Annotated in this window: 21 protein-coding genes and 1 tRNA gene; 2 read left to right on the top strand and 20 right to left on the bottom strand. The window is 55.8% G+C overall.

Features of this window, described 5'->3' with window-relative positions; translation table 11 throughout:
• Nucleotides 1-121: 121 nt before the first annotated feature.
• The gene (umuC, locus tag QPL98_RS18400) at nt 122-1408 is read right to left on the bottom strand and encodes a translesion error-prone DNA polymerase V subunit UmuC (RefSeq protein WP_303293758.1); all 1287 of its coding nucleotides are present in this window, start codon (nt 1406-1408) and stop codon (nt 122-124) included.
• A gap of 31 nt (nt 1409-1439) precedes the next feature.
• Nucleotides 1440-1883, bottom strand: a complete 444-nt coding sequence (locus tag QPL98_RS18395; protein WP_022991559.1) for a LexA family transcriptional regulator — start codon at nt 1881-1883, stop codon at nt 1440-1442.
• Between the two features lie 128 nt (nt 1884-2011).
• Between QPL98_RS18395 and QPL98_RS18390 the strand changes: the two genes are divergently transcribed.
• Nucleotides 2012-2170 (top strand): hypothetical protein, encoded by a 159-nt coding sequence (locus tag QPL98_RS18390; protein ID WP_022991558.1) that lies wholly within the window; start codon nt 2012-2014, stop codon nt 2168-2170.
• 17 nt (nt 2171-2187) lie between these two features.
• On the opposite strand, the gene QPL98_RS18385 is transcribed toward QPL98_RS18390, so the two are convergent.
• The 5 genes from QPL98_RS18385 to QPL98_RS18365 all read right to left on the bottom strand — a co-directional run bounded on the left by QPL98_RS18385 (nt 2188) and on the right by QPL98_RS18365 (nt 5950).
• The gene (locus QPL98_RS18385; RefSeq protein ID WP_036148940.1) at nt 2188-2838 is read right to left on the bottom strand and encodes a HEPN domain-containing protein; all 651 of its coding nucleotides are present in this window, start codon (nt 2836-2838) and stop codon (nt 2188-2190) included.
• Between the two features lie 32 nt (nt 2839-2870).
• Nucleotides 2871-3413 (bottom strand): YqiA/YcfP family alpha/beta fold hydrolase, encoded by a 543-nt coding sequence (locus tag QPL98_RS18380; protein WP_022991556.1) that lies wholly within the window; start codon nt 3411-3413, stop codon nt 2871-2873.
• A 147-nt stretch (nt 3414-3560) separates the two neighbouring features.
• Nucleotides 3561-4514, bottom strand: a complete 954-nt coding sequence (locus tag QPL98_RS18375) for a TraI domain-containing protein (protein ID WP_022991555.1) — start codon at nt 4512-4514, stop codon at nt 3561-3563.
• Nucleotides 4501-5724 (bottom strand): tyrosine-type recombinase/integrase, encoded by a 1224-nt coding sequence (locus QPL98_RS18370; RefSeq protein ID WP_113880647.1) that lies wholly within the window; start codon nt 5722-5724, stop codon nt 4501-4503. Before QPL98_RS18370 ends, QPL98_RS18375 begins: the two co-directional genes overlap by 14 nt.
• Nucleotides 5717-5950: a hypothetical protein gene (locus QPL98_RS18365; RefSeq protein WP_008170356.1), complete on the bottom strand. Its 234-nt coding sequence runs from the start codon at nt 5948-5950 to the stop codon at nt 5717-5719. The genes QPL98_RS18370 and QPL98_RS18365 overlap by 8 nt, the downstream gene beginning before the upstream one ends.
• Nucleotides 5951-6080: 130 nt before the next feature.
• Here QPL98_RS18365 and QPL98_RS18360 point away from each other — a divergent pair, with 130 nt between their 5' ends.
• Nucleotides 6081-6344, top strand: coding sequence for a helix-turn-helix transcriptional regulator (locus QPL98_RS18360; RefSeq protein ID WP_113880648.1), 264 nt, complete (start codon nt 6081-6083; stop codon nt 6342-6344).
• 191 nt (nt 6345-6535) lie between these two features.
• Here QPL98_RS18360 and QPL98_RS18355 read toward each other — a convergent pair.
• From QPL98_RS18355 to frr, 13 genes are all read right to left on the bottom strand, one after another.
• Nucleotides 6536-6612: transfer RNA gene (locus QPL98_RS18355), tRNA-Met, on the bottom strand.
• Between the two features lie 69 nt (nt 6613-6681).
• On the bottom strand, nt 6682-7365 hold the full coding sequence (gene rnhB / locus QPL98_RS18350; protein ID WP_153741582.1) for a ribonuclease HII: 684 nt from the start codon (nt 7363-7365) through the stop codon (nt 6682-6684).
• The gene (lpxB, locus tag QPL98_RS18345; protein ID WP_153741583.1) at nt 7365-8543 is read right to left on the bottom strand and encodes a lipid-A-disaccharide synthase; all 1179 of its coding nucleotides are present in this window, start codon (nt 8541-8543) and stop codon (nt 7365-7367) included. Before lpxB ends, rnhB begins: the two co-directional genes overlap by 1 nt.
• Before the next feature lie 18 nt (nt 8544-8561).
• A complete protein-coding gene (gene lpxA, locus QPL98_RS18340) occupies nt 8562-9353 on the bottom strand; it encodes an acyl-ACP--UDP-N-acetylglucosamine O-acyltransferase (protein ID WP_153741584.1) in 792 nt (263 codons plus the stop codon).
• Nucleotides 9353-9790, bottom strand: a complete 438-nt coding sequence (fabZ, locus tag QPL98_RS18335; protein WP_011785996.1) for a 3-hydroxyacyl-ACP dehydratase FabZ — start codon at nt 9788-9790, stop codon at nt 9353-9355. The genes lpxA and fabZ overlap by 1 nt, the downstream gene beginning before the upstream one ends.
• 11 nt (nt 9791-9801) lie before the next feature.
• Nucleotides 9802-10827 carry a UDP-3-O-(3-hydroxymyristoyl)glucosamine N-acyltransferase gene (gene lpxD, locus QPL98_RS18330; RefSeq protein ID WP_199451986.1) on the bottom strand — a complete coding sequence of 342 codons (1026 nt, stop codon included), beginning with the start codon at nt 10825-10827 and terminating at the stop codon, nt 9802-9804.
• A gap of 41 nt (nt 10828-10868) precedes the next feature.
• On the bottom strand, nt 10869-11366 hold the full coding sequence (locus QPL98_RS18325; protein ID WP_153741586.1) for an OmpH family outer membrane protein: 498 nt from the start codon (nt 11364-11366) through the stop codon (nt 10869-10871).
• Nucleotides 11367-11409: 43 nt separating this feature from the next.
• A complete protein-coding gene (bamA, locus tag QPL98_RS18320; RefSeq protein ID WP_303293757.1) occupies nt 11410-13728 on the bottom strand; it encodes an outer membrane protein assembly factor BamA in 2319 nt (772 codons plus the stop codon).
• Nucleotides 13729-13773: 45 nt separating this feature from the next.
• Entirely contained in the window at nt 13774-15123 is a 1350-nt protein-coding gene (rseP, locus tag QPL98_RS18315) for an RIP metalloprotease RseP (RefSeq protein ID WP_303293756.1), read from the bottom strand.
• A 49-nt stretch (nt 15124-15172) separates the two neighbouring features.
• A complete protein-coding gene (ispC, locus tag QPL98_RS18310; RefSeq protein ID WP_286895792.1) occupies nt 15173-16357 on the bottom strand; it encodes a 1-deoxy-D-xylulose-5-phosphate reductoisomerase in 1185 nt (394 codons plus the stop codon).
• The gene (locus QPL98_RS18305; protein WP_199452013.1) at nt 16354-17199 is read right to left on the bottom strand and encodes a phosphatidate cytidylyltransferase; all 846 of its coding nucleotides are present in this window, start codon (nt 17197-17199) and stop codon (nt 16354-16356) included. The genes ispC and QPL98_RS18305 overlap by 4 nt, the downstream gene beginning before the upstream one ends.
• Nucleotides 17200-17218: 19 nt before the next feature.
• Entirely contained in the window at nt 17219-17989 is a 771-nt protein-coding gene (gene uppS / locus QPL98_RS18300; protein ID WP_153741591.1) for a polyprenyl diphosphate synthase, read from the bottom strand.
• Between the two features lie 62 nt (nt 17990-18051).
• A complete protein-coding gene (gene frr, locus QPL98_RS18295) occupies nt 18052-18609 on the bottom strand; it encodes a ribosome recycling factor (protein ID WP_031210096.1) in 558 nt (185 codons plus the stop codon).
• Nucleotides 18610-18668 lie beyond the last annotated feature (59 nt).

The raw sequence follows: 18668 nt of genomic DNA, 5'->3' as shown, positions 1-18668 counted from the left end.
TCGACGAGCTGGAACAGTTAGTCCATTTGATCGCTTGCCAGGTTCTTGAGAAGCGACCAAGCGCTTAACTGGGGCAGATAACGCCAAGGATATGAGGTACTCCGAATGTTCGCTTTTGTTTTTAAAGAACCTTCGGCAAGTCATCCCAACGAGTCGTATACGCCGGCGACAAATGCCCCCGTCGCATCGCATAGGCAGCAGGCCCGGCCTCCCTGGCCATGTAGACCGGAGCCTTGGCCTTTCGGTTAATGGCATCCATAACGGCCATCAGGCGTTCCGATCTGCCGTTGTCTGGTGCCTGCCCGGCAGCGGCTTGAAAGAGATCCTCTTGAACACCCGCTTCTTCCACCAACTCACACAGCATGACGCCGGCCTTGGCGTAATCAAATCCTTCGCGATACATCGGTCGCAGCAGATTCAGGGCCTGCTGCACAATAACCCGGCAGTCCTGGCTGGGCTGGATAAGCTTCACACTGGCGCTGCGTGAATACTGCGGTGCGCTGGGATTGAATGGGTTGGTTCGGATAAACACCATCAGCTCTCCAGCGTACTGATCACCCGCCCGAAGCTTTACCGCAGCGCGGGTCGCAAAGTGCGCAACGGCCTCCTCCAGGTCGCTTAGTTTCTGAAGCGGCTGGCCAAAAGATCGGGAACACATGATTTGCTTCTTGGGGGGCGGCACATCCTCCCACGCAACACAGGGCATGCCGTTGAGTTCCTGGGCGGTGCGTTCCAACACGACAGAGAACTGTTTTCTCAGCGTCGCCAGATGGGTATCCGCTAGCTGTAACGCTGTGACAATGCCCATGGCCTGCAGCCTGGCACTGAGCTTTCGGCCGACACCCCAAACCTCCTCAACCGGTACCCGGGCCATCAACCGCCGTTGCCGGACGGGGTCTGTGAGGTCTACCACGCCTCCGGTCGCCGGATACTTCTTCGCGGCAAAGTTAGCCAGCTTGGCCAGTGTTCGCGTGGGGGCAATGCCCACACAGACGGGCAAACCAACGTTCTGGTAAACAGTGCTTTTAACCTCTCGACCAAACTCCTCGAAGGATACCACCCGGTCAATGCCGGTCAGGTCGAGAAAGGCTTCATCAATGGAATACACATCCACTTTTGGAGCCAAGCTCTCTAACGTTGTCATCACTCGCCGGCTCATGTCGCCGTAGAGCGTGTAATTGGAAGAGAATACGTTGATGCCGTATCGGCGAATCTCGGATTTGATGTGATGGACCGGCACGCCCATCTTGATCCCCAGTGCCTTGGCTTCTTTCGAGCGGGCGACCACGCAGCCGTCGTTGTTGGATAGCACAACCACAGGCGTGTTGCGCAGATCCGGACGGAATAGCTTCTCACAGGAGGCGTAGAAATTATTGCAGTCTACCAGCGCCAATACAGGCTGCTTCATTGCACCTTGGTCTCCCTCAGACATACAGACATCATCCCGGCCCTCCCCGCTTCAAAGAACGGATCACATTGGTCACCACCCCAAACACTTCCATCACCATATCGCCCTCAATGGTGATGGGCTGGTACGCCGAATTTCGTGGAAGGAGGCGAACGGGCGGAGGCGTCACGTGCAATTGCTTCACCGTCATCTCACTCTCCAGACTGGCGATGATGATATCGCCATGCTTTGCTATGAGCGATCGATCCACCACCAGCACATCGCCGGGATAGATGCCGGCGTCGATCATGGATTCTCCCTGAACCCGCACGAAAAACGTGGCGGCAGGATGCTGAATGCACAGCTCGTTCAGGTCGATGGTTTTCTCAACGTAATCTTCCGCTGGTGACGGAAAGCCAGCGGAGACCCGCTCCAGAAACATTGGGATATTTAGCCGTGAGACGGATTGGTAGTCGCCAAGCAGAATGCAGGACATGCTTTACACCTGATACTGGTTGAATATACAGTATTTTGGAGAGACAATATCAGCGGGTCAACCCATCATTGGGCACAATGCCCTATACTCGGAATAGTGCAGCTGCCAGGAAGGCGGGAGGAGTCTGTATGAAAAGCGTAATACTGATGTTTGTTGGCGGCTTAGTGGGCGGCCTGATCGGGCCAGTGACGGCGCTGGTGGGTGTGGCAGCCGGTTATGTGATTGGTCGTGCTCTGACGCATTCGGTTGTCCCGAAACCGAGGGAGAAACCCTCAGCTTGCCGTTAGCTCCCCCCTTATTAGCTTTAATCCTTCACAACTGGATAACAGGCATCGCCCCAAAGCGTCTCGGGGTGATCCATCATAATTGTCAGGATGATGGGAACCAGTTTGCTCATCAGACCGACGCAGTCACGAATTTGGTCGCGGTTCACCTTGCTACCCCAAGTAGCACCGCCATGTATCAACTGGTTTCGCAGTGTGTAAATTCGGCTAAGCGCAATGCCCAGCACCGTCGCGGTATCCTCGGAACCCAAGGCTGATTGGGCAGCGACTTTTGCCCGGGCAAACTGATCCTGCCACTCATCCTCGCTGAGTTTTCCGTTTTGATAATCCCAGAACGGCTGAAACACAAAGCGATTACCGAGCAGCACCCGAATACTTCGGGGGAATTCTGTCCAGGTCAGTCCATCCAGCTGTTTATCCGCATCAAGATCGGATAACTTCTTTAGAAATCCACGGAAGGCTGTTTTCTCCGTCGTCCGGTATTCTTCGTTGATCTCTGTGGCATAGGCCGCGTTGAAAGCAATCCACAGAAAGATGAACTGGCTGTCTGGATCGTCAAGTTGCTCTGCTCGCTTTAACCAACTCAGAGACCGGTGAACTCGCAGGCTGAGATTAGAGGAATAGCCTGCTCGTTCGTTACGGTGACGCTGTTTGAGAGTGTCATAGTTCATGGTTTCGGTTCGTCCTTTATCCAATCCTGGTTTTAATCCTTCACATGCTCCCGAATCAGCCTCAAAGCTTGCTCCATGTGTTCAAACCGGTGGCTGCCGCCCTCAAAGCTATGAACCGGAAAATAGTCTCCAAGCACCCTGACGGTGTCATTCCACGGAAGCAGTTCATCCCCCTTATCCAGCAGCACTAACCCGCTGCCATAGTGGGTGAATGGGTAGTAGCTAGAAACCACTTCGTCCGCCAGTTGATAGGCCTGCCCCTGATGATCTAAACCCTGCCCTATCCAAGGTTTGAGCATGTGAGCAGGATCCGTCACTGGATTGATGGCAACAAACGGAATGCCGGATTCGGCTCCCAGAATGCCCGCCAGCCATCCCCCCATCGAGGTTCCAACCAGAAGGTCCGGGTTCACTTGCATCAGCTTGTCCAAGCTCTCTTCAATAACGTCTTCCGAACCTTGGGTGTAGTCAATGTCGTGACCATACACCGGGCCCAGCTTGGCGAGGGTTTTGAGTTTTTCACTGGTGGTATCAAACCGGCTGGCGAAACCGTGAAGGTAATAAGTCTTCAGCATATCTTTCACTCTGGGCTTTTATCAGACCTTATCACCGTTCAGCAGGAAATACCTGTCTGTTCATCTGAGCATTTTTCGGTTGCCACACTACGAAAAAGGGGTGTGGCCACACTGTGCTCACACCCCTCAGCCTGTTGATTCATTGCCTCATCCATGGGCCTCGATTGACGGCCTCCAGTACACGTTGTTTCCAAGTCGGCCAAAGCCAGCAGGCTGGCGTTTCCGGTAAGCCTTACGCTGATTGTCGGCCATGGCACTCTGGGCATCGGCATCCCGAACGTAACGGGCAAGAGTCATGGCGGGAGCATTGCCATAGCGAGCACCCGGCGAGGCGCAGGTCCAGATGTGCCTTAGGGCCAGTGCTGCGCCCGAATCCACTTTATCGAGATAAGCCAAACCCAAAGCACAGGCTTCCAGGGTGAGATCGGCGTGGTCACACAGTCGTGCAGCCGCCGTGGGTTTACCGTACATATCATAGGTGTAGGTCTTGCCGATGTCGTGCAACAGGCCAGCGACGAAGCCAAGCTCCTGAAGAGATCGCGGCATCTCCGGCTCGTTTATCTGTGCCATTCGCAACACGTTCTGCGCCACCTCCAGAGAGTGCGCCAGCAAACCGCCAGGATCGTTGTGATGGTATTTCTTGCTGGCTGGCGCCTTGAGGAACACCTCCAGCCGATCCCGGCGCTCCAGCACCCGTTTGATGAAGACCTGCAAGTAGTCGCACTCCAGAGAGCGGACTGCCGCGATCAACTGATCCAGTGCTTCCGGTTTCGGGCAGAAGGTGCGCGGCAGAGTTTGCAGTGCCGGCAAGCGGGCAACATCCGCCTGTAGCGGGCGTCGGATTTCAGTCAGCAGCACCTCGCTGTCCTCCGGACCGACACACACCTGCCCTTTGACGACCACCAGATCCATGTGACCCAAGTGTTCTGGAATCACGATAGAGCCAATGACTGCCAGCACCACCATATCGCTGGCACAACTGCTCAGGCGCAGCTTCAGGTATGGAATACCTTCGTCATCGAAACAGGCGATGCGACCGGTAAGGCGGTAGGTGCCCCTGAAGGTTTCTTGCGTTAACGGGCGCAGATCATTCAGTTTCATCGCCAACCTCCTTATCGTTGTCGATCACACGGCTCTGGATCAGGCGTTCAAAGGCACTGCCATCCATACGTGTCAGGTTCGGGATATACCGGGAATACACTTTGAACAGCATTTCGGTGGACGAGTGGCCCAGCGTGCGGGCAACCCATTCCGGGTTTTCCCCGGCGGCAAGAAGCAACGTCGCCGCCGTGTGTCGCGTCTGGTAGGGCCGGCGCTTCTTGAGCCTGAGGTGCTCTAGCAGCGGATACCAAACACGCTTAGTCACATTATTATGATCCAACGGCTCTCCCAGCCGATTGCAAAACACGAATTTACTGAGCTTGCCGGTAGCCTCGTACTGGGCCTTCAGTGCGTCGTAAACCGGACCAAACATGGGAATCTCCCGTTGGGAGCCGTCCGTTTTGGTGTATTCCGTCTTGCCGTGGATCAGGGTTTCGCGAACCAAAATCTCGCGGCGCTCAAAGTCCACATGCTCCCACTTGAGGCCATCCACCTCTCCCGTGCGCATGCCGGTGTAAAACCGCACCAGGTAGTAGTTGCGGTAGTCCTCTCGCACACAATTGAGGATGGTCTCCACTTCCGTCATGGAAAACGGCTCGATATGGACCTTCTGCTGTTTCAGCGGCTTGATATTGAGATAAGGGTTCGTGAAGTCGTAACGTTCCGCCGCTTCGGTCAGGATCATCCTCAGGATTGTCATATGACTATTGATGGTCTTGGGCGCCATCAAACCACTCGCGCCCCTGCCCTTGCGCCGGGCCATCTTGTTGCGGGCCGCAAGAATATCCGCCTTGGTGATCTCTCTGACCCGCTTGGTTTTGAAGGCAGGCTTCAAGGAACTCTCTAAAATGGATTCCACGTTACGGGTGTGAGAGTTCCGCCACTGAATTTTGGATTCCAGGAACCATTGGTCAGCGAAATCTGTGAAAAGCGGAGTATCACTGGCGCCATCTTCTGCACCAAGCTCATTCGCGCCTGGCAAAACTCCCGCCTTCTCTAGCTGCTTTAGGTTTTTGCTACCGGGAAAGAACTCTGCGTAATCAAACTCTCCAACCAAGATCTTGGCTTCCATCCGCTGGATAAGCGTTTCCAGTTGTTTTCGGTTGCGGGCCGTGTCGTTTAGCAGGGTTTGCTCCCGGCAACGAATGCCGTGGTAACGGAAATCGATAAAGAGCTTATTTGTGTCGGATCGTGCTCTCACCTTAGCCATGGCACACACCTCCACTTGCCATCGGGATGGCCAGATTGTTTTGCGCCATGCTTAACATGTCTTCCTCGATGATCTCCCAGATATAGAGAATCTTCCGGCCACCAAATGGACGGATATAATGCTTGCCTTCCAACAGGACGCTATCCTTCAGACACTGTCGGATTGTGCGAGGGTCGTACTTGATGCGCTCAGAGAGCTCTTCAGTTGTCAGGTATGTGTTGTTCATGAGAACATCCCCTTCTGCCGATCTAACGATCATTTGATAACTTTTGTTATCACCTGATCATCAATATACGCCAACCAATGACAATTGCAAGCGTCGTTTGATACTTTTTATTATCAATAAGAGAATAGAGATGATCCGCTTCCACTTAAAGGAACTGATTGCAGATAAGGAATTCGCTGAGAAACGAAGGATTACGATTGGGGAAATCGCCAAGGAAACGGGTATTAATCGCATGACACTATCAAAGATCATCAACCACCCTGGCCATAGCACGGTGACGGATAACATCGATAAACTTTGCAACTATTTTGACTGCCGGGTTGAGCAGCTTGTAACTCATATCAAAGAGTGCCAAGACGACACCGAGAATGAAATGGCAGATGAGAAAGAGTAGATATCTGTTGTAAGGGGCACATGTTCGGAAGCGTGTGCCCTGAAAAGACTTACGGTCAAATTGCTCTGGAGCCCAAAATTCCGAATTCAGAAATTGGCACGCATAGGGCACGGTGAGGGCACGGAGGAAAATTCAGATTCTGAAAGCAAAAAAGGCAGACCAGTAAGTTACTGATCTGCCTTTCTTTTATATGGTAGCGGGGGCAGGATTCGAACCTACGACCTTCGGGTTATGAGCCCGACGAGCTACCAGACTGCTCCACCCCGCATCAAACTGTTTGTTAACCGGGCCACCCCTGTCAACGTGGCGCGTATACTACCGCCGGCCCCGCACCCTGTCAATCGATATTTTCAAATAAATCGGCAGGATAGTTCAACTCCTGAACAGGCGCGGACGAACCTCCATAAACCCCGACGGCATCCAGCGCCATCTTTACCGGCCGAAAGGATCGGCGATGCTCCGGGGTCACCCCAAGGCGATTGAGCGCCTCGAGATGCACAGGCGTGGGGTACCCTTTGTGCTGGGCGAGCCCAAAACCCGGAAACCGGACATCCAGCGCCTCCATCTCGCGATCTCGCGTCACCTTTGCCAGGATGGAGGCAGCACTGATCGCCTCAACCCGACTATCACCTTTGATCACGGGCTCGGATGGCCAGCGCCACTTCGGGCAACGGTTCCCGTCCACAAGAACGTACTCCGGGGCTATCGAGAGCCCCTCAACGGCACGCTTCATGGCCAGCATTGTCGCCTGGTAAATGTTCAGCTCGTCGATTTCACTGGCCTCGCATCGGCCCAGGCTCCAGGCAGCCGCGTTTTCCAGAATATCGTCATATAATCGCAGGCGTTTCTTTTCGGTAAGCTTTTTGGAATCCGCCAGCCCGGGGATAGGCCGCACTGGATCAAGAATCACAGCGGCCGTCACAACCGCCCCGATGAGCGGGCCACGCCCCACTTCGTCCACACCCGCCAATAGCGAGCCGCGATAGGAACACTGAAAAGGAGGAAGTGCCTTGGCCACCATCAGCTTCGAGACTCCAGCAGCTCAGACACCGCTGCCGCCGCACGTTCGTCAGCGCCCTGGCGCAGCACCTGGTGCAACTCCAGAAACGCCTGGTGCAGCCTGTCGCGTTCCTGTTCGTTTTCCAGCCTTTCCAGAACCGCCGCCCCCAACTTCTCCGGCGTTGCGTCGTCCTGTAACAACTCGGGCACCAGCTGCTCCTGGGCCAACAAATTAGGAAGCGCCACCCAGGGAACCTTGACCAACCTGGACAATATCTTGTAACTGAAATCGCTGAGCCGGTAACCTACCACCATCGGTTTTTTCAGTAACATAGCCTCCAGCGTCGCGGTACCCGACGCCAGCAGCACCACATCGCTGGCGGCCATCACCTCCCTCGAGCGACCACGAACCAGCGTGACAGGCAAGCTCACCTCCAGGGATTCAACCAGATCACGCACCTGCCGTTCACGATCCCGATTGACGCAAGGAATAACCAGCTGGAGATCGGGGCGGCGAGCCTGGAGCCAACGGGAAGCTTCCAGAAACAGAGTACCCAGGCGCTCAACTTCACCACCTCGACTACCCGGTAACACCGCCAGCACAGGTTTATCGACCTCCAGACCAAGACTTTTCCGCGCCGCCAGAGTATCCGGTTCCAGCTCTATCCTGTCGGCCAGAGGGTGCCCCACAAAAGACACCGGCACATGATGCTCCTCATAAAAACGGGCTTCAAAGGGAAACAGGGTCAACATAAGGTCGACAGACTTGGCAATCTTGAAGATACGCTTCTGGCGCCAGGCCCAAACTGAAGGGCTTACGTAGTGTACCGACGGGATGCCCGCTTCCCGGCATCGACGCTCGATGGCCAGTGTGAAGTCCGGCGAATCGATACCGACCACAACATCCGGGGGGGTAGTAAACAGATAATCCAGCAGACGGGCACGGATACTGAACAGCTCGCGGATTCGCCCGAGCACTTCCACCAGGCCCATCACGGAAAGCCGTTCCATTGGCACCAGCGAGTGAAAGCCTTCAGCGATCATTTCATCGCCGCCGATGCCGACAAAACGAGCCTTCGGGTAACGCTTTCTTAGCGCACGAATCAGGCCGGCACCGAGAATATCTCCCGATGCCTCGCCCGCAATAATGGCTATGGTTCGTCCTGAGAACGTGGCCGAGTTGGCCTGTCGATGTGTCACCAGCGGCCTCCGGCTGGCTTAACGAATGATGCCGCGATCCGCTCCCTTGAGCGAGTCAATCAGCGGGAGTACCTCTGGGACATCGGCAAAGTTGCGCTCCAGCTCTTCGATGGCCTGCTCGGTCGTCAGGCCCTGGCGATAAACCACTTTGTAGGCCCTGCGAAGACTAAGGAGCGTATCCTTGGCAAAACCACGTCGCTTCAGCCCTTCCACATTCATGCCATGAGGCTGGGCAGACTGGCCGCTGGCCATAACATAGGCAGGAATATCCTTGAGTACGATACTGCCCCCGGCAGCCATGCTGTGGGGCCCGATATGACAGAACTGATGAACCATGGTACCGCCACCGAGAATGGCATGATCACCCACGGACACATGCCCTGCCAGGGTGGCACAGTTGGCCAGAATGGTATGATTTCCGACAATACAGTCATGGGCCACGTGCACATAAGCCATCAGCAAGTTGCCATTACCGATCCGGGTCTCACCCCGGTCCTGAATGGTGCCACGATGGATCGTACAGTTCTCGCGGATAACATTGTCATCACCAATGACCAACGTGGTCAGCTCACCAGCGTATTTCTTGTCCTGGCATTCTTCGCCGATACTGGAGAACTGGAAAATTCGGTTGTTGCGGCCGATCACTGTCGGCCCCTTGATAACCACGTGAGAGAGAATCTCGGTACCTTCACCAATCTCCACCCCCGGACCGATATAACTCCAGGGGCCAACCGTCACGTTATCCGCCAGTTTGGCTGACGGGTCCACAATCGCTTGAGGATGGACACCCGACCAGTCATTTGTCGCCATCAAACTTCTCTCTCAGCGGTAAGTATTTCTGCCACGCATACCACCTCGCCATCAACGAGTGCACGGCAATCAAACTTCCAGATACCGCGCTTGCCAGAGATGAACTCAGACTCCATATCCAAGCGATCACCCGGTAAAACGGGGCGCTTGAAACGCGCTTTACTGGACCCAGCCAAATATTGTACCACGCCATCCGACGGTTTCCGTTCCACAGTCACAAAACCAAGAATTCCTGACAGTTGCGCCATGGCTTCAATGATCAGGACGCCCGGCATGATCGGATTGTCCGGAAAATGACCGGTAAAAAAGGGCTCGTTGAACGATACATTCTTGTACCCCTTGATCGACTTCCCTTTTTCGACCTCAGTCACCCGATCCACCAGCAAGAAGGGGTAACGGTGCGGCAGGTACTCCAGAATTTCATCGATGTGCATCATCTTGATCGGCCTCAGCCCTCTAATTTCTTTTCCAGTTCTTTAATCCGTCGCGCCAGAGCATCCAGCTGGCGAAAGCGGACGGCATTTTTTCGCCATTGGCGATTGGTATCCGCACTAGTGCCGGAAGAATACACCCCCGATTCCCGGATATCACCGGTCACCAGGGTCATACCCGTAAGGTGAACCTGATCGGCTATTTCGAGGTGACCAGCCACGCCAGAGGCGCCACCAAACACGCAGTGATTGCCAATTCGGGTGCTACCTGCGATACCAACCTTGGCCGCCATCGCGCTGTGATCACCAATCTGCACGTTGTGAGCAATCTGAATCAGGTTGTCCAGCTTTACGCCGTTGCCTATCGTGGTGTCGTCCAGAGCGCCACGATCAATGGTGGTATTGGCGCCAACCTCCACGTCGTCGCCCAGCACCACGGCACCGAGCTGCGCGATGCGATGCCAGACACCCTTTTCATTGGCAAACCCGAAGCCGTCGGAACCAATCACCGCGCCACTGAGAATATGACAGCGCTTACCAACCACCACATCATGAGCAAGCGTGACCCGGGGCCGAAGCACACTGTCGTCTCCAATACATGCTCTTGCACCAATAAAACCACCAGCGTCGACAGCCACCCGCTCACCAATACGAACCCCGGCCTCAATCACAACGTGCGGGCCTATGGAAGCAGATTCAGGAATACTGGCAGACTCATCAACCACGGCTGTTGGATGAATGCCTGGGGAAGCCTTGGGAGCCGGATCAAACCAATGACTGAGGTGAGCATAGCCCAGGTAGGGGTTGTCCAGTAACAGGACATTGGTCGGAACTTCATCCGCCGCAGCCGCAGACACAATCACCGCTGACGCCCGGGTATCTTTCAGGTATTTGGCGTAGGAGGGATTTGCCAGAAAACTGATCTGGCCCGGGACGGCTGCCTGCAAGGTGGCAAGCCCGGTAATAAGGATATCGGGGTCTCCCCGGAGGCTCGCTCCCAATGCCTCGGCAATCTCCTGCAGCCGATAGGACTTCTGTGTCATCGTTTTCTCCAAACACAGGGGCCGGGGAGCCCCTTTCTACATCACTGGTTCAGTTTTTCGAGCAGCTGTGTGGTGAGGTTCATCTCCGGCTTGACGTAAACCACCGCTTCGCTGGGCAGAATCAGATCAAGGTCATTTTCTTCCAGGAGTTCCTTCACAGCGACGTCCACCTCAGGGCGCGCACCTTCCAGAAACTGCTGCTTGCGCTGGTTAACGGTGGCGTCGAGGCGTTGCTTGAGGAAATTAAACTCCTTTACCTTTTCCTGAAACTCGGCGGCCAACTGATTACGCTCGCTCTCGTTCATCATGGCGCCATCCTTCTCCAGCCGATCCTTTAACTTGCGAGCGGCCTCCTGAGCTTCACGCACCTGGGCTTCGTCGCCGGCAAAATCCTGCTGGAGTTTTTCGCTGAAGGCCTGGGCATCATTGGAAGAGAACAGGGCCTGGCGCAGATCCACCACACCAATACGGGTCTCCGCCGCCACCTGGGCCGAGAAGGCCATAAGAGCGGCGGCAAGGATAGTCATCAAACGGGTCATCAATCTTCTCCTTTGTTTCATTCTTTCTTTTTTTATAGCCCGGTCAGAACGTCTGCCCCAGTGAGAACTGGAAGACCTGGGTATCGTCACCGGATTTATCGTTCAGTGGCTTGGCCAGACTGAAAGCCAAGGGACCTACCGCGGTGATCCACTGGAAACTGATACCGGCTGAAGTCCGTACCTCACCCAACTCAGGGTCAAAACCTCTTTCGGTATCAAACACCTGACCGGCATCGACAAAGAACGACGTGCGCATCGAACGCGAATCTCCTGCAAAAGGCGTCGGGAAGATCAACTCCAGCCCGCCTTCTGTCAGAACGTTACCACCGAACGGATCGGGATCCGAGAAGTCGCCTGCTGCACGCTCCGCCTTGTTACCCAAAGAGTTTGCTTCATATCCCCGGACAGAGCCATAGCCCCCGGAGTAGAAATGCTCGAAGAACGGCATCTGACTGCGGTCACCGTAGCCGTCCCCATAACCGATCTCCGATCGCGCTCTGAAGACCCAGTTGGCGGAATCCGTCAGCGGGAAATAGAAATCCGTTTTGTGGGTCGCCTTGTAGAAGGTCAGGTCACTGCCTGGAACAGCGACATCCAGCGACAGGGAATGACTGTAACCCTTGGTCGGCAGTACACCTCGGTTGAGAGTACTCCGCCGCCAGCTACCAAACAGGAAGTAATTGGTGAACGAATCCCCTTCGTCGGCGATAAAATCGCGAACTTCCTGGGCTGAGAATACACCCGGCTTAATGTTTGATTGGGTAACGCCAGCACCGAAATTCAACCGCGTAATGGAATCTGTCGGATACCCGAACGTTACCCGACCACCGTATTCATCCAGCAGGTAGGAGGAAATATCCTCTTCCTCGTAATCGGTCTCACGGGCAAACAAACTGAAGCCCCGGCTTACCCCGTCCACCGTATAGTATGGATCCAGATAAGACACATTGGCGCTTTTCACCGAATCGCTGACGTTCACACCAAACGAAACGCGCTTGCCGGTACCGAAGAAATTGTTCTCCGAGACCGAGGCACCCAGGATTACGCCGGAATTTTGCGAGAAGCCCACCGACGCGGACAAGCTGCCCGTTGGTTGCTCCTGCACGCTGTAGTTCACATCAACCAGATCGTCGGTGCCGGGTACCGGAACCGTTTCGACATCGACCGTCTGGAAAAACCCAAGGCGCTCAAGACGGGTTTTGGAGAATTCGATGCGGTCGGACGAGGCTACCCCGCCCTCCATCTGGGTCATTTCCTGGCGCAGCACCTCATCCTTGGTGGACACGTTGCCGTCGAAGTTTACCCGGCGGACATACGCCCGCTTGCCGGGCTCCACGAAGAAGGTAACAGCAGCTGTATTGTCTTCACCCGGCTCCGGTACCGCGTTGACGTTGGCGAACGCATAGCCTTCGCGACCGAGCCGGAACGAGAGCGCTTCGGAAATCGCCGTCATCTGTGCACGGGAGAATACATCCCCTTCTTTAACCGGAATGAATTTCCGTAGCTCTTCCTCGCCGACAATCAGCTCACCCCGAAAACGAATATCCGAGATGGTGTACTGGGGGCCTTCATTAACGGAAATAGCAATAAAGACTTCCTGCTTGTCCGGCGAGATGGACACCTGGCTGGATTCAACGTTGAAGTCCAGATAGCCGCGATCAAGATAAAACGAACGCAGAGACTCCAGATCCCCGCTCAGACGTTCCCGGGCGTATTTATCTTTGTTGGTCAGCGAGTTCCACCAGCTACTGGTACGCAACTCGAAGAGGCCGATGAGTTCTTCATCACTGAAATCTTCGTTCCCAACAATATTGATGTGCTGAATGGCGGCGACAGAGCCTTCATTGATGTCCAGGCGAATGGCGACACGGTTCCTGGGCAACTCTTCCGCGGTGGCTTTTACCCTTGCGTTGTAGCGACCCTGGGCGATGTAAGAGCGCAGAATTTCCAGCTCCAACTTCTCCAGAGTGGCACGCCGAAATACCTGACCTTCCTCGAGGCCCGCACCGGCCAGGGCATCCATCAGCATGTCGGTTTCAATATTCTTGTTACCCTCGATCTCAATGGAGGAAATCGACGGGCGTTCCCGCACCGACAGAATCAGTACGCCTTCATCACGACTGGCCTGAATATCCGTAAACAATCCGGTCCGGAACAGATCCTTGATGGCTTCGGCCAACCGGGTCTCGTCCATACGCTCGCCGATGTTTACCGGAAAAGCTGAAAACACAGAACCCGCTGAAACCCGCTGAAGGCCCTCTACCTCGATATCCGCAACCGTGAATTCATCCGCCAGCGCTGGCTTCATACCGGTTGCGGTAATTGCGAGGCCAACGGCTACAGCTAGAAGGGAACGTCTCATTCAGTTATTTCGCCTGGTTAATGTGCGGTAAGGAGCCCGCAATTCTCACAACCGCATCAGGTCGTTGTAAAGAGCAAACACCATTAAAGTCAGTATCAAAGCCATACCAATTCGTAATCCGAAGGCCTGAGCCTGCTCGGAAAGTGGCTTCCGCCGAATGGCTTCGATGGTGTAGTACACGATATGACCGCCATCCAGAACCGGAACAGGCAGCAGGTTAAGCACGCCAAGACTGACACTCAGATACGCCAGAAAGCGCACGAAGTCTTCGAATCCCGAGCTGACACTCGCCTCGGCAACCCGGGCAATGGTGATAGGACCACTGAGGTTGGTCGGCGACAACAGCCCGGTGACCATCTTTTTAATCGCCACCAGGGTCAGACGTGTGTCGGCCCAGGTTTCGTTCACCGCATTGGGTATGGCAGCCAAAGGCCCATAGCGGACCTCCCGCAACAGATCATCGGGCCAGTTCACTGCGCTTACGCCCGCACCGACGAAACCAATCACTTGACCATCTTCAAGGGTTCTCGATGCCGGTGTTACCGGTACATTCAATTCATCGCCAGAGCGCTCGACCGTCAGCTCCAGAGTCTGCTCCGGGGCATTGCGAATATGCTCCACCAGAGCAAACCAATCAGACACCGGTTCGCCTTCAACGGCGAGGATACGATCACCGCTTTGCAGGCCAGCCGCGCTTGCCCGACCATCGGCAGTCACCTCACCCAGCACCGCAGGCACATCCGGCCGCCAGGGGGATATCCCGAATTCCGCCAGCGGGTTCGGAGTATCATCACTCAGGCGCCATCCGTCCAGTGAACCCGCTACGGTTCCCCGGGAGCCGTCCCGGGAAATCTCCAGCGAAACCTGGCCGTACTCTCCTGCCCTTTCGAGCAACCGCATGTTAACGTCTCGCCAGGACGTCACCCTGTGGCCGTCAACGGCATGGATCTCCATTCCGCTTTCCAGCCCTGCCCGTTCGGCAACACTGCCCTGGGCCACCTCGCCAACCACCGGAGCGACGGTGGTAACGCCAACAACACTCAACACCCAGTAAGCGAGAATCGCGAACAGAAAATTGGCAATTGGGCCGGCAGCCGCAATGGCGATGCGCTGGGAAGGAGGTTTCGAGGTAAACGCCTGATCACGTAGCTCTTCCGGTACCGGGCCTTCCCGCTCATCCAGCATTTTCACGTATCCCCCCAGGGGGATAGCCGCTACCGCATATTCGGTTCCGTGACGGTCATACCACGAAAACAGAGGCTTGCCGAACCCCACTGAAAAACGAAGCACCTTCACACCGAATCGGCGTGCCACCCAGAAATGGCCGTATTCGTGCAGCGTTACCAGAATTCCGAGGGTAAGCGCCAGTGCCAGTACGGTTTGAATGATCTGCATAGACGTTCCGGTTTATGGCTGAATGAGCGGCCTGTCAGGCCCAGGGACGTCAGACAGCCAGCAGGCTGATCTGTTCCCTGGCCCGGCGGCGAGCCTCGGCATCTTTCGCGAAAATAGTGTCAAAGCTGTCCGCCGGCACAACTTCTGTGGCCGTCAGGGTTCGCTCTATAATAACGGGGATATCGGCAAAGCACAGCCGGCCTTCCAGAAACGCCGCCACTGCAACCTCGTTCGCCGCATTGAGTACCGCTGGCGCTGTACCGCCGGCAGCAAAGGCTTCGGCCGCAAGGCGCAAACAGGGGAAACGCTGCAAATCCGGGCGCTCAAAGTGAAAACGGCCAATGGCGAACAAATCCAGGGGCGCAACACCAGCCTCAATACGCTCAGGCCAGGCCAGGCCATTGGCAATGGGTGTACGCATATCCGGGCTTCCCAACTGGGCAAGCACCGAGCCGTCGGCATATTCAACCATGGAGTGAATGATGCTTTCGGGGTGGACATGAACCTGCACGTTTGCCGGCGTGGTATTGAACAGCCAGCAGGCTTCAATCAACTCCAGGCCCTTGTTCATCAGGGTTGCAGAGTCCACAGAAATCTTCTGGCCCATTGACCAGTTAGGATGGGCGCAGGCCTGGGCCGGCGTCACCGCCCGCAGGTCCTCAGCCGCAGACTCCCGGAAAGGTCCGCCGGAGGCGGTCAGAAGGATACGGGTAATACCCGCGCCATGAGGGTCTCGCACCTTGTCCGCCGGCATACACTGAAAAATGGCATTATGTTCAGAATCAATAGGCAGCAGCTCGGCCCCGTGGCGCTCAACCGCATCCATAAACAGTTTGCCGGACATCACCAACGCTTCTTTGTTGGCGAGAAGAACGCGTTTGCCGGCCCGGACTGCGGCCAGCGTTGGCGCCAGGCCGGCAGCGCCGACAATGGCAGCCATCACGGTGTCCGACTCCGCTGAAGCCGCCACCTCACAGAGCCCCGCTTCTCCCGCCAGCACTCGGGTCTCGGGCATATCCGCCAACAGCGCCTTCAGGCGTTCAGCAGCTTCTGCATCGGCCATCACCGCAACGGCCGGTCGAAATTCACGGCACAGGGTTGCCAATTCATCCGCCCGGGTTCCTGCGGTCAGGGCATACACTGAAAAACGGTCTGGATGCCTGCGAATAACATCCAGGGTACTCAAGCCAATGGAGCCCGTTGCGCCGAGAACCGTAATCGAGCGTTTCGTCATGCCACGACCTGGCCGGCGGTCAACCAGCCCAACAGAGTAATCATCAGGGCAAATACCGGAATGGCGGCGGTGAGGCTGTCGATACGATCCATAATGCCGCCATGCCCGGGCAGCAGCTGACTGCTGTCCTTGATGCCTCGAAAGCGCTTGAGCATGCTTTCAAGTAAATCGCCAAGAACCGAGACAAAACCGGTCACCAGACTTGCCACCACCAGCAGCATGGCTTCCGCGACACCTGCGTTGGCCAGGAGGCTGGCCACAATGGCGAGTAAGGCCACTGCAGCCAATCCTCCCCATACGCCAGCCCAGGATTTGCCGGGACTGACGCGAGGCGCCAGCTTGGCTTTACCAAAGGCGCGGCCGGCAAAATAGGCGCCGATATCAGCCACCCACACCACCAGAAAAATATACAGAATAACGACCAGATTGTTGGCCACGTCGCCAAACTGGAAGCCGCCATTGCGAAGGTGATTCAGGCCCACCCACGCGGGCACCAGTACCATGAACCCCATCAGCGCCCTGACCGGGATAGCGCCCCAGCGTTCGGATCCGGCGGGATACCGTCTGACCAGCCAGAAACAAACCAGCCACCAGGCAATCGCCAGCCAAAGCACCAACAGTGCTGGCAGGCCCCCCAGGGCATAGAGAAGTGCCGCCATAACCAGTGCATACCCGACGCGTCCGGGCTGGCTTTCGATTCCGGACATATTGGCCCATTCCCAGGCCCCTAACGTGATGATGGCGCCGGTAAACAGGGCGAACCCCAGAGGCGGAAGGAAAAAAATACCACCGATTGCAATCGGCGCCAGGATGAGTGCGGTAATGATTCGGGTTTTAAGCACGGTATTGGTCGCTTGGTCGTTATTGTTGTGCAGCGCGAGCAGCAATCTGGTCGTCGGTCTGACCGAAACGGCGCTGTCGATGGGCATAGGCATCAAGCGCCCTGAGCATTTGCTCGCGCTTGAAATCCGGCCAGAACACCTCGGAAAAGTAGAATTCGGTGTAGGCCAGGTGCCACAACATGAAATTGCTGATGCGTTGTTCACCCGCCGTCCGGATAAGAAGATCGGGCATGGGCAGATCACCGATGCTCAGGTGTTCCTGGATCAGGTCATCGGTGATATCTGACGGTTCCAGTTGGCCCATCCGCACCTGCTCCGCTACCTTGCGGGTCGCCTGGGTGATGTCCCAGTGGCCACCGTAATTGGCCGCAATCACCAGCGTCATTCGGGTATTGTCACGGGTCAGCGCCTCGGCTTTCTCCATATGCTCCTGGAGCGCCGGATTGAAGGCTGAACGATCACCGATAATCCGTAGGCGGATGTTGTTGCGATGCAGTTTGCGGACTTCCCGCTCCAATGCGATCAGGAACAGACGCATAAGAGCTGATACTTCGTCCTTGGGCCGGCGCCAGTTCTCGCTGGAAAAGGCAAACAGGGTCAATACCTCCACGCCCTCTTTGGCGCAGGTTTCCACCACCGCCTTGACCGCATCCACCCCGGCCTTGTGGCCCGCCACTCCCTTAAGCCGGTGCGCTTTGGCCCAGCGGTTATTGCCATCCATGATAATGGCGACATGCCGGGGGCAGTTATCTGCTGCCACCGGAATTTCTGCGGTAACTTTTGCCGTCATGAAATCCTCTGTGCGGCGGGACTCCCCCGCCGCTGATCCTGCTCCTGAATGAACCCGGGCGCTTAAACCGCCATCAGGTCCTCTTCCTTCGACTTCAACATCTTTTCAACTTCGGCGATGTATTTGTCGGTGAGCTTCTGAATTTCATCTTCGCCACGGTGCTGATCGTCTTCGCTGATTTCCTTTTCCTTAACCAGCTCTTTGATCATGTGATTGGCATCGCGACGAGCGTTACGAATAGACACCCGACCATGCTCCGCATCAGCCTTTGCCTGCTTGACCATTTCTTTACGGGTCTCTTCAGTCAGCATCGGCATGGGCACGCGGATGATGTCGCCACTGGTGGCCGGATTCAGGCCAAGGTCAGACGTCATAATCGCTTTCTCAATCGTGGGCACCAGATTCTTTTCCCAGGGCGCAACCGTCAGCGTCCGGTTGTCTTCCACGTTCACGCTGGCCACCTGCTTCAGCGGTGTTTCCTGACCGTAGTAGTTCACCATTACGCTGTCCAGGATCGCCGGATGGGCACGTCCGGTACGGATTTTATTGAAAGCCGAATGCAGAGCTTCCAGGCTCTTTTTCATTTTCTTTTCGGCTTCAGCTTTGATGTCGTTAATCACGTCAGCTTCCTCAATTCGTTCGTCTGGTTCCATGCAGGAAGCCGGCACTTCAGGCGCCG

This window comes from Marinobacter sp. ST-43, assembly GCF_030541085.1.
GTDB lineage: Bacteria > Pseudomonadota > Gammaproteobacteria > Pseudomonadales > Oleiphilaceae > Marinobacter > Marinobacter nauticus.
The sequence above is the reverse complement of the archived record's forward strand: the minus strand, read 5'-3'. Positions and strand labels throughout refer to the sequence as shown.

Excerpts from the sequence above, each read along its gene's own strand:
- rnhB (WP_153741582.1), bottom strand. The coding sequence starts at position 7,365 with ATGGTGGCCAAGGCACTTCCTCCTTTTCAGTGTTCCTATCGCGGCTCG.
- QPL98_RS18370 (WP_113880647.1), bottom strand. The coding sequence starts at position 5,724 with ATGGCTAAGGTGAGAGCACGATCCGACACAAATAAGCTCTTTATCGAT.
- lpxA (WP_153741584.1), bottom strand. The coding sequence starts at position 9,353 with ATGGCGACAAATGACTGGTCGGGTGTCCATCCTCAAGCGATTGTGGAC.
- QPL98_RS18360 (WP_113880648.1), top strand. The coding sequence starts at position 6,081 with ATGATCCGCTTCCACTTAAAGGAACTGATTGCAGATAAGGAATTCGCT.
- umuC (WP_303293758.1), bottom strand. The coding sequence starts at position 1,408 with ATGAAGCAGCCTGTATTGGCGCTGGTAGACTGCAATAATTTCTACGCC.
- QPL98_RS18325 (WP_153741586.1), bottom strand. The coding sequence starts at position 11,366 with ATGACCCGTTTGATGACTATCCTTGCCGCCGCTCTTATGGCCTTCTCG.
- lpxD (WP_199451986.1), bottom strand. The coding sequence starts at position 10,827 with ATGACACAGAAGTCCTATCGGCTGCAGGAGATTGCCGAGGCATTGGGA.
- bamA (WP_303293757.1), bottom strand. The coding sequence starts at position 13,728 with ATGAGACGTTCCCTTCTAGCTGTAGCCGTTGGCCTCGCAATTACCGCA.
- QPL98_RS18395 (WP_022991559.1), bottom strand. The coding sequence starts at position 1,883 with ATGTCCTGCATTCTGCTTGGCGACTACCAATCCGTCTCACGGCTAAAT.
- QPL98_RS18385 (WP_036148940.1), bottom strand. The coding sequence starts at position 2,838 with ATGAACTATGACACTCTCAAACAGCGTCACCGTAACGAACGAGCAGGC.
- QPL98_RS18390 (WP_022991558.1), top strand. The coding sequence starts at position 2,012 with ATGAAAAGCGTAATACTGATGTTTGTTGGCGGCTTAGTGGGCGGCCTG.
- fabZ (WP_011785996.1), bottom strand. The coding sequence starts at position 9,790 with ATGATGCACATCGATGAAATTCTGGAGTACCTGCCGCACCGTTACCCC.
- QPL98_RS18365 (WP_008170356.1), bottom strand. The coding sequence starts at position 5,950 with ATGAACAACACATACCTGACAACTGAAGAGCTCTCTGAGCGCATCAAG.
- rseP (WP_303293756.1), bottom strand. The coding sequence starts at position 15,123 with ATGCAGATCATTCAAACCGTACTGGCACTGGCGCTTACCCTCGGAATT.
- ispC (WP_286895792.1), bottom strand. The coding sequence starts at position 16,357 with ATGACGAAACGCTCGATTACGGTTCTCGGCGCAACGGGCTCCATTGGC.
- QPL98_RS18375 (WP_022991555.1), bottom strand. The coding sequence starts at position 4,514 with ATGAAACTGAATGATCTGCGCCCGTTAACGCAAGAAACCTTCAGGGGC.
- uppS (WP_153741591.1), bottom strand. The coding sequence starts at position 17,989 with ATGACGGCAAAAGTTACCGCAGAAATTCCGGTGGCAGCAGATAACTGC.
- QPL98_RS18380 (WP_022991556.1), bottom strand. The coding sequence starts at position 3,413 with ATGCTGAAGACTTATTACCTTCACGGTTTCGCCAGCCGGTTTGATACC.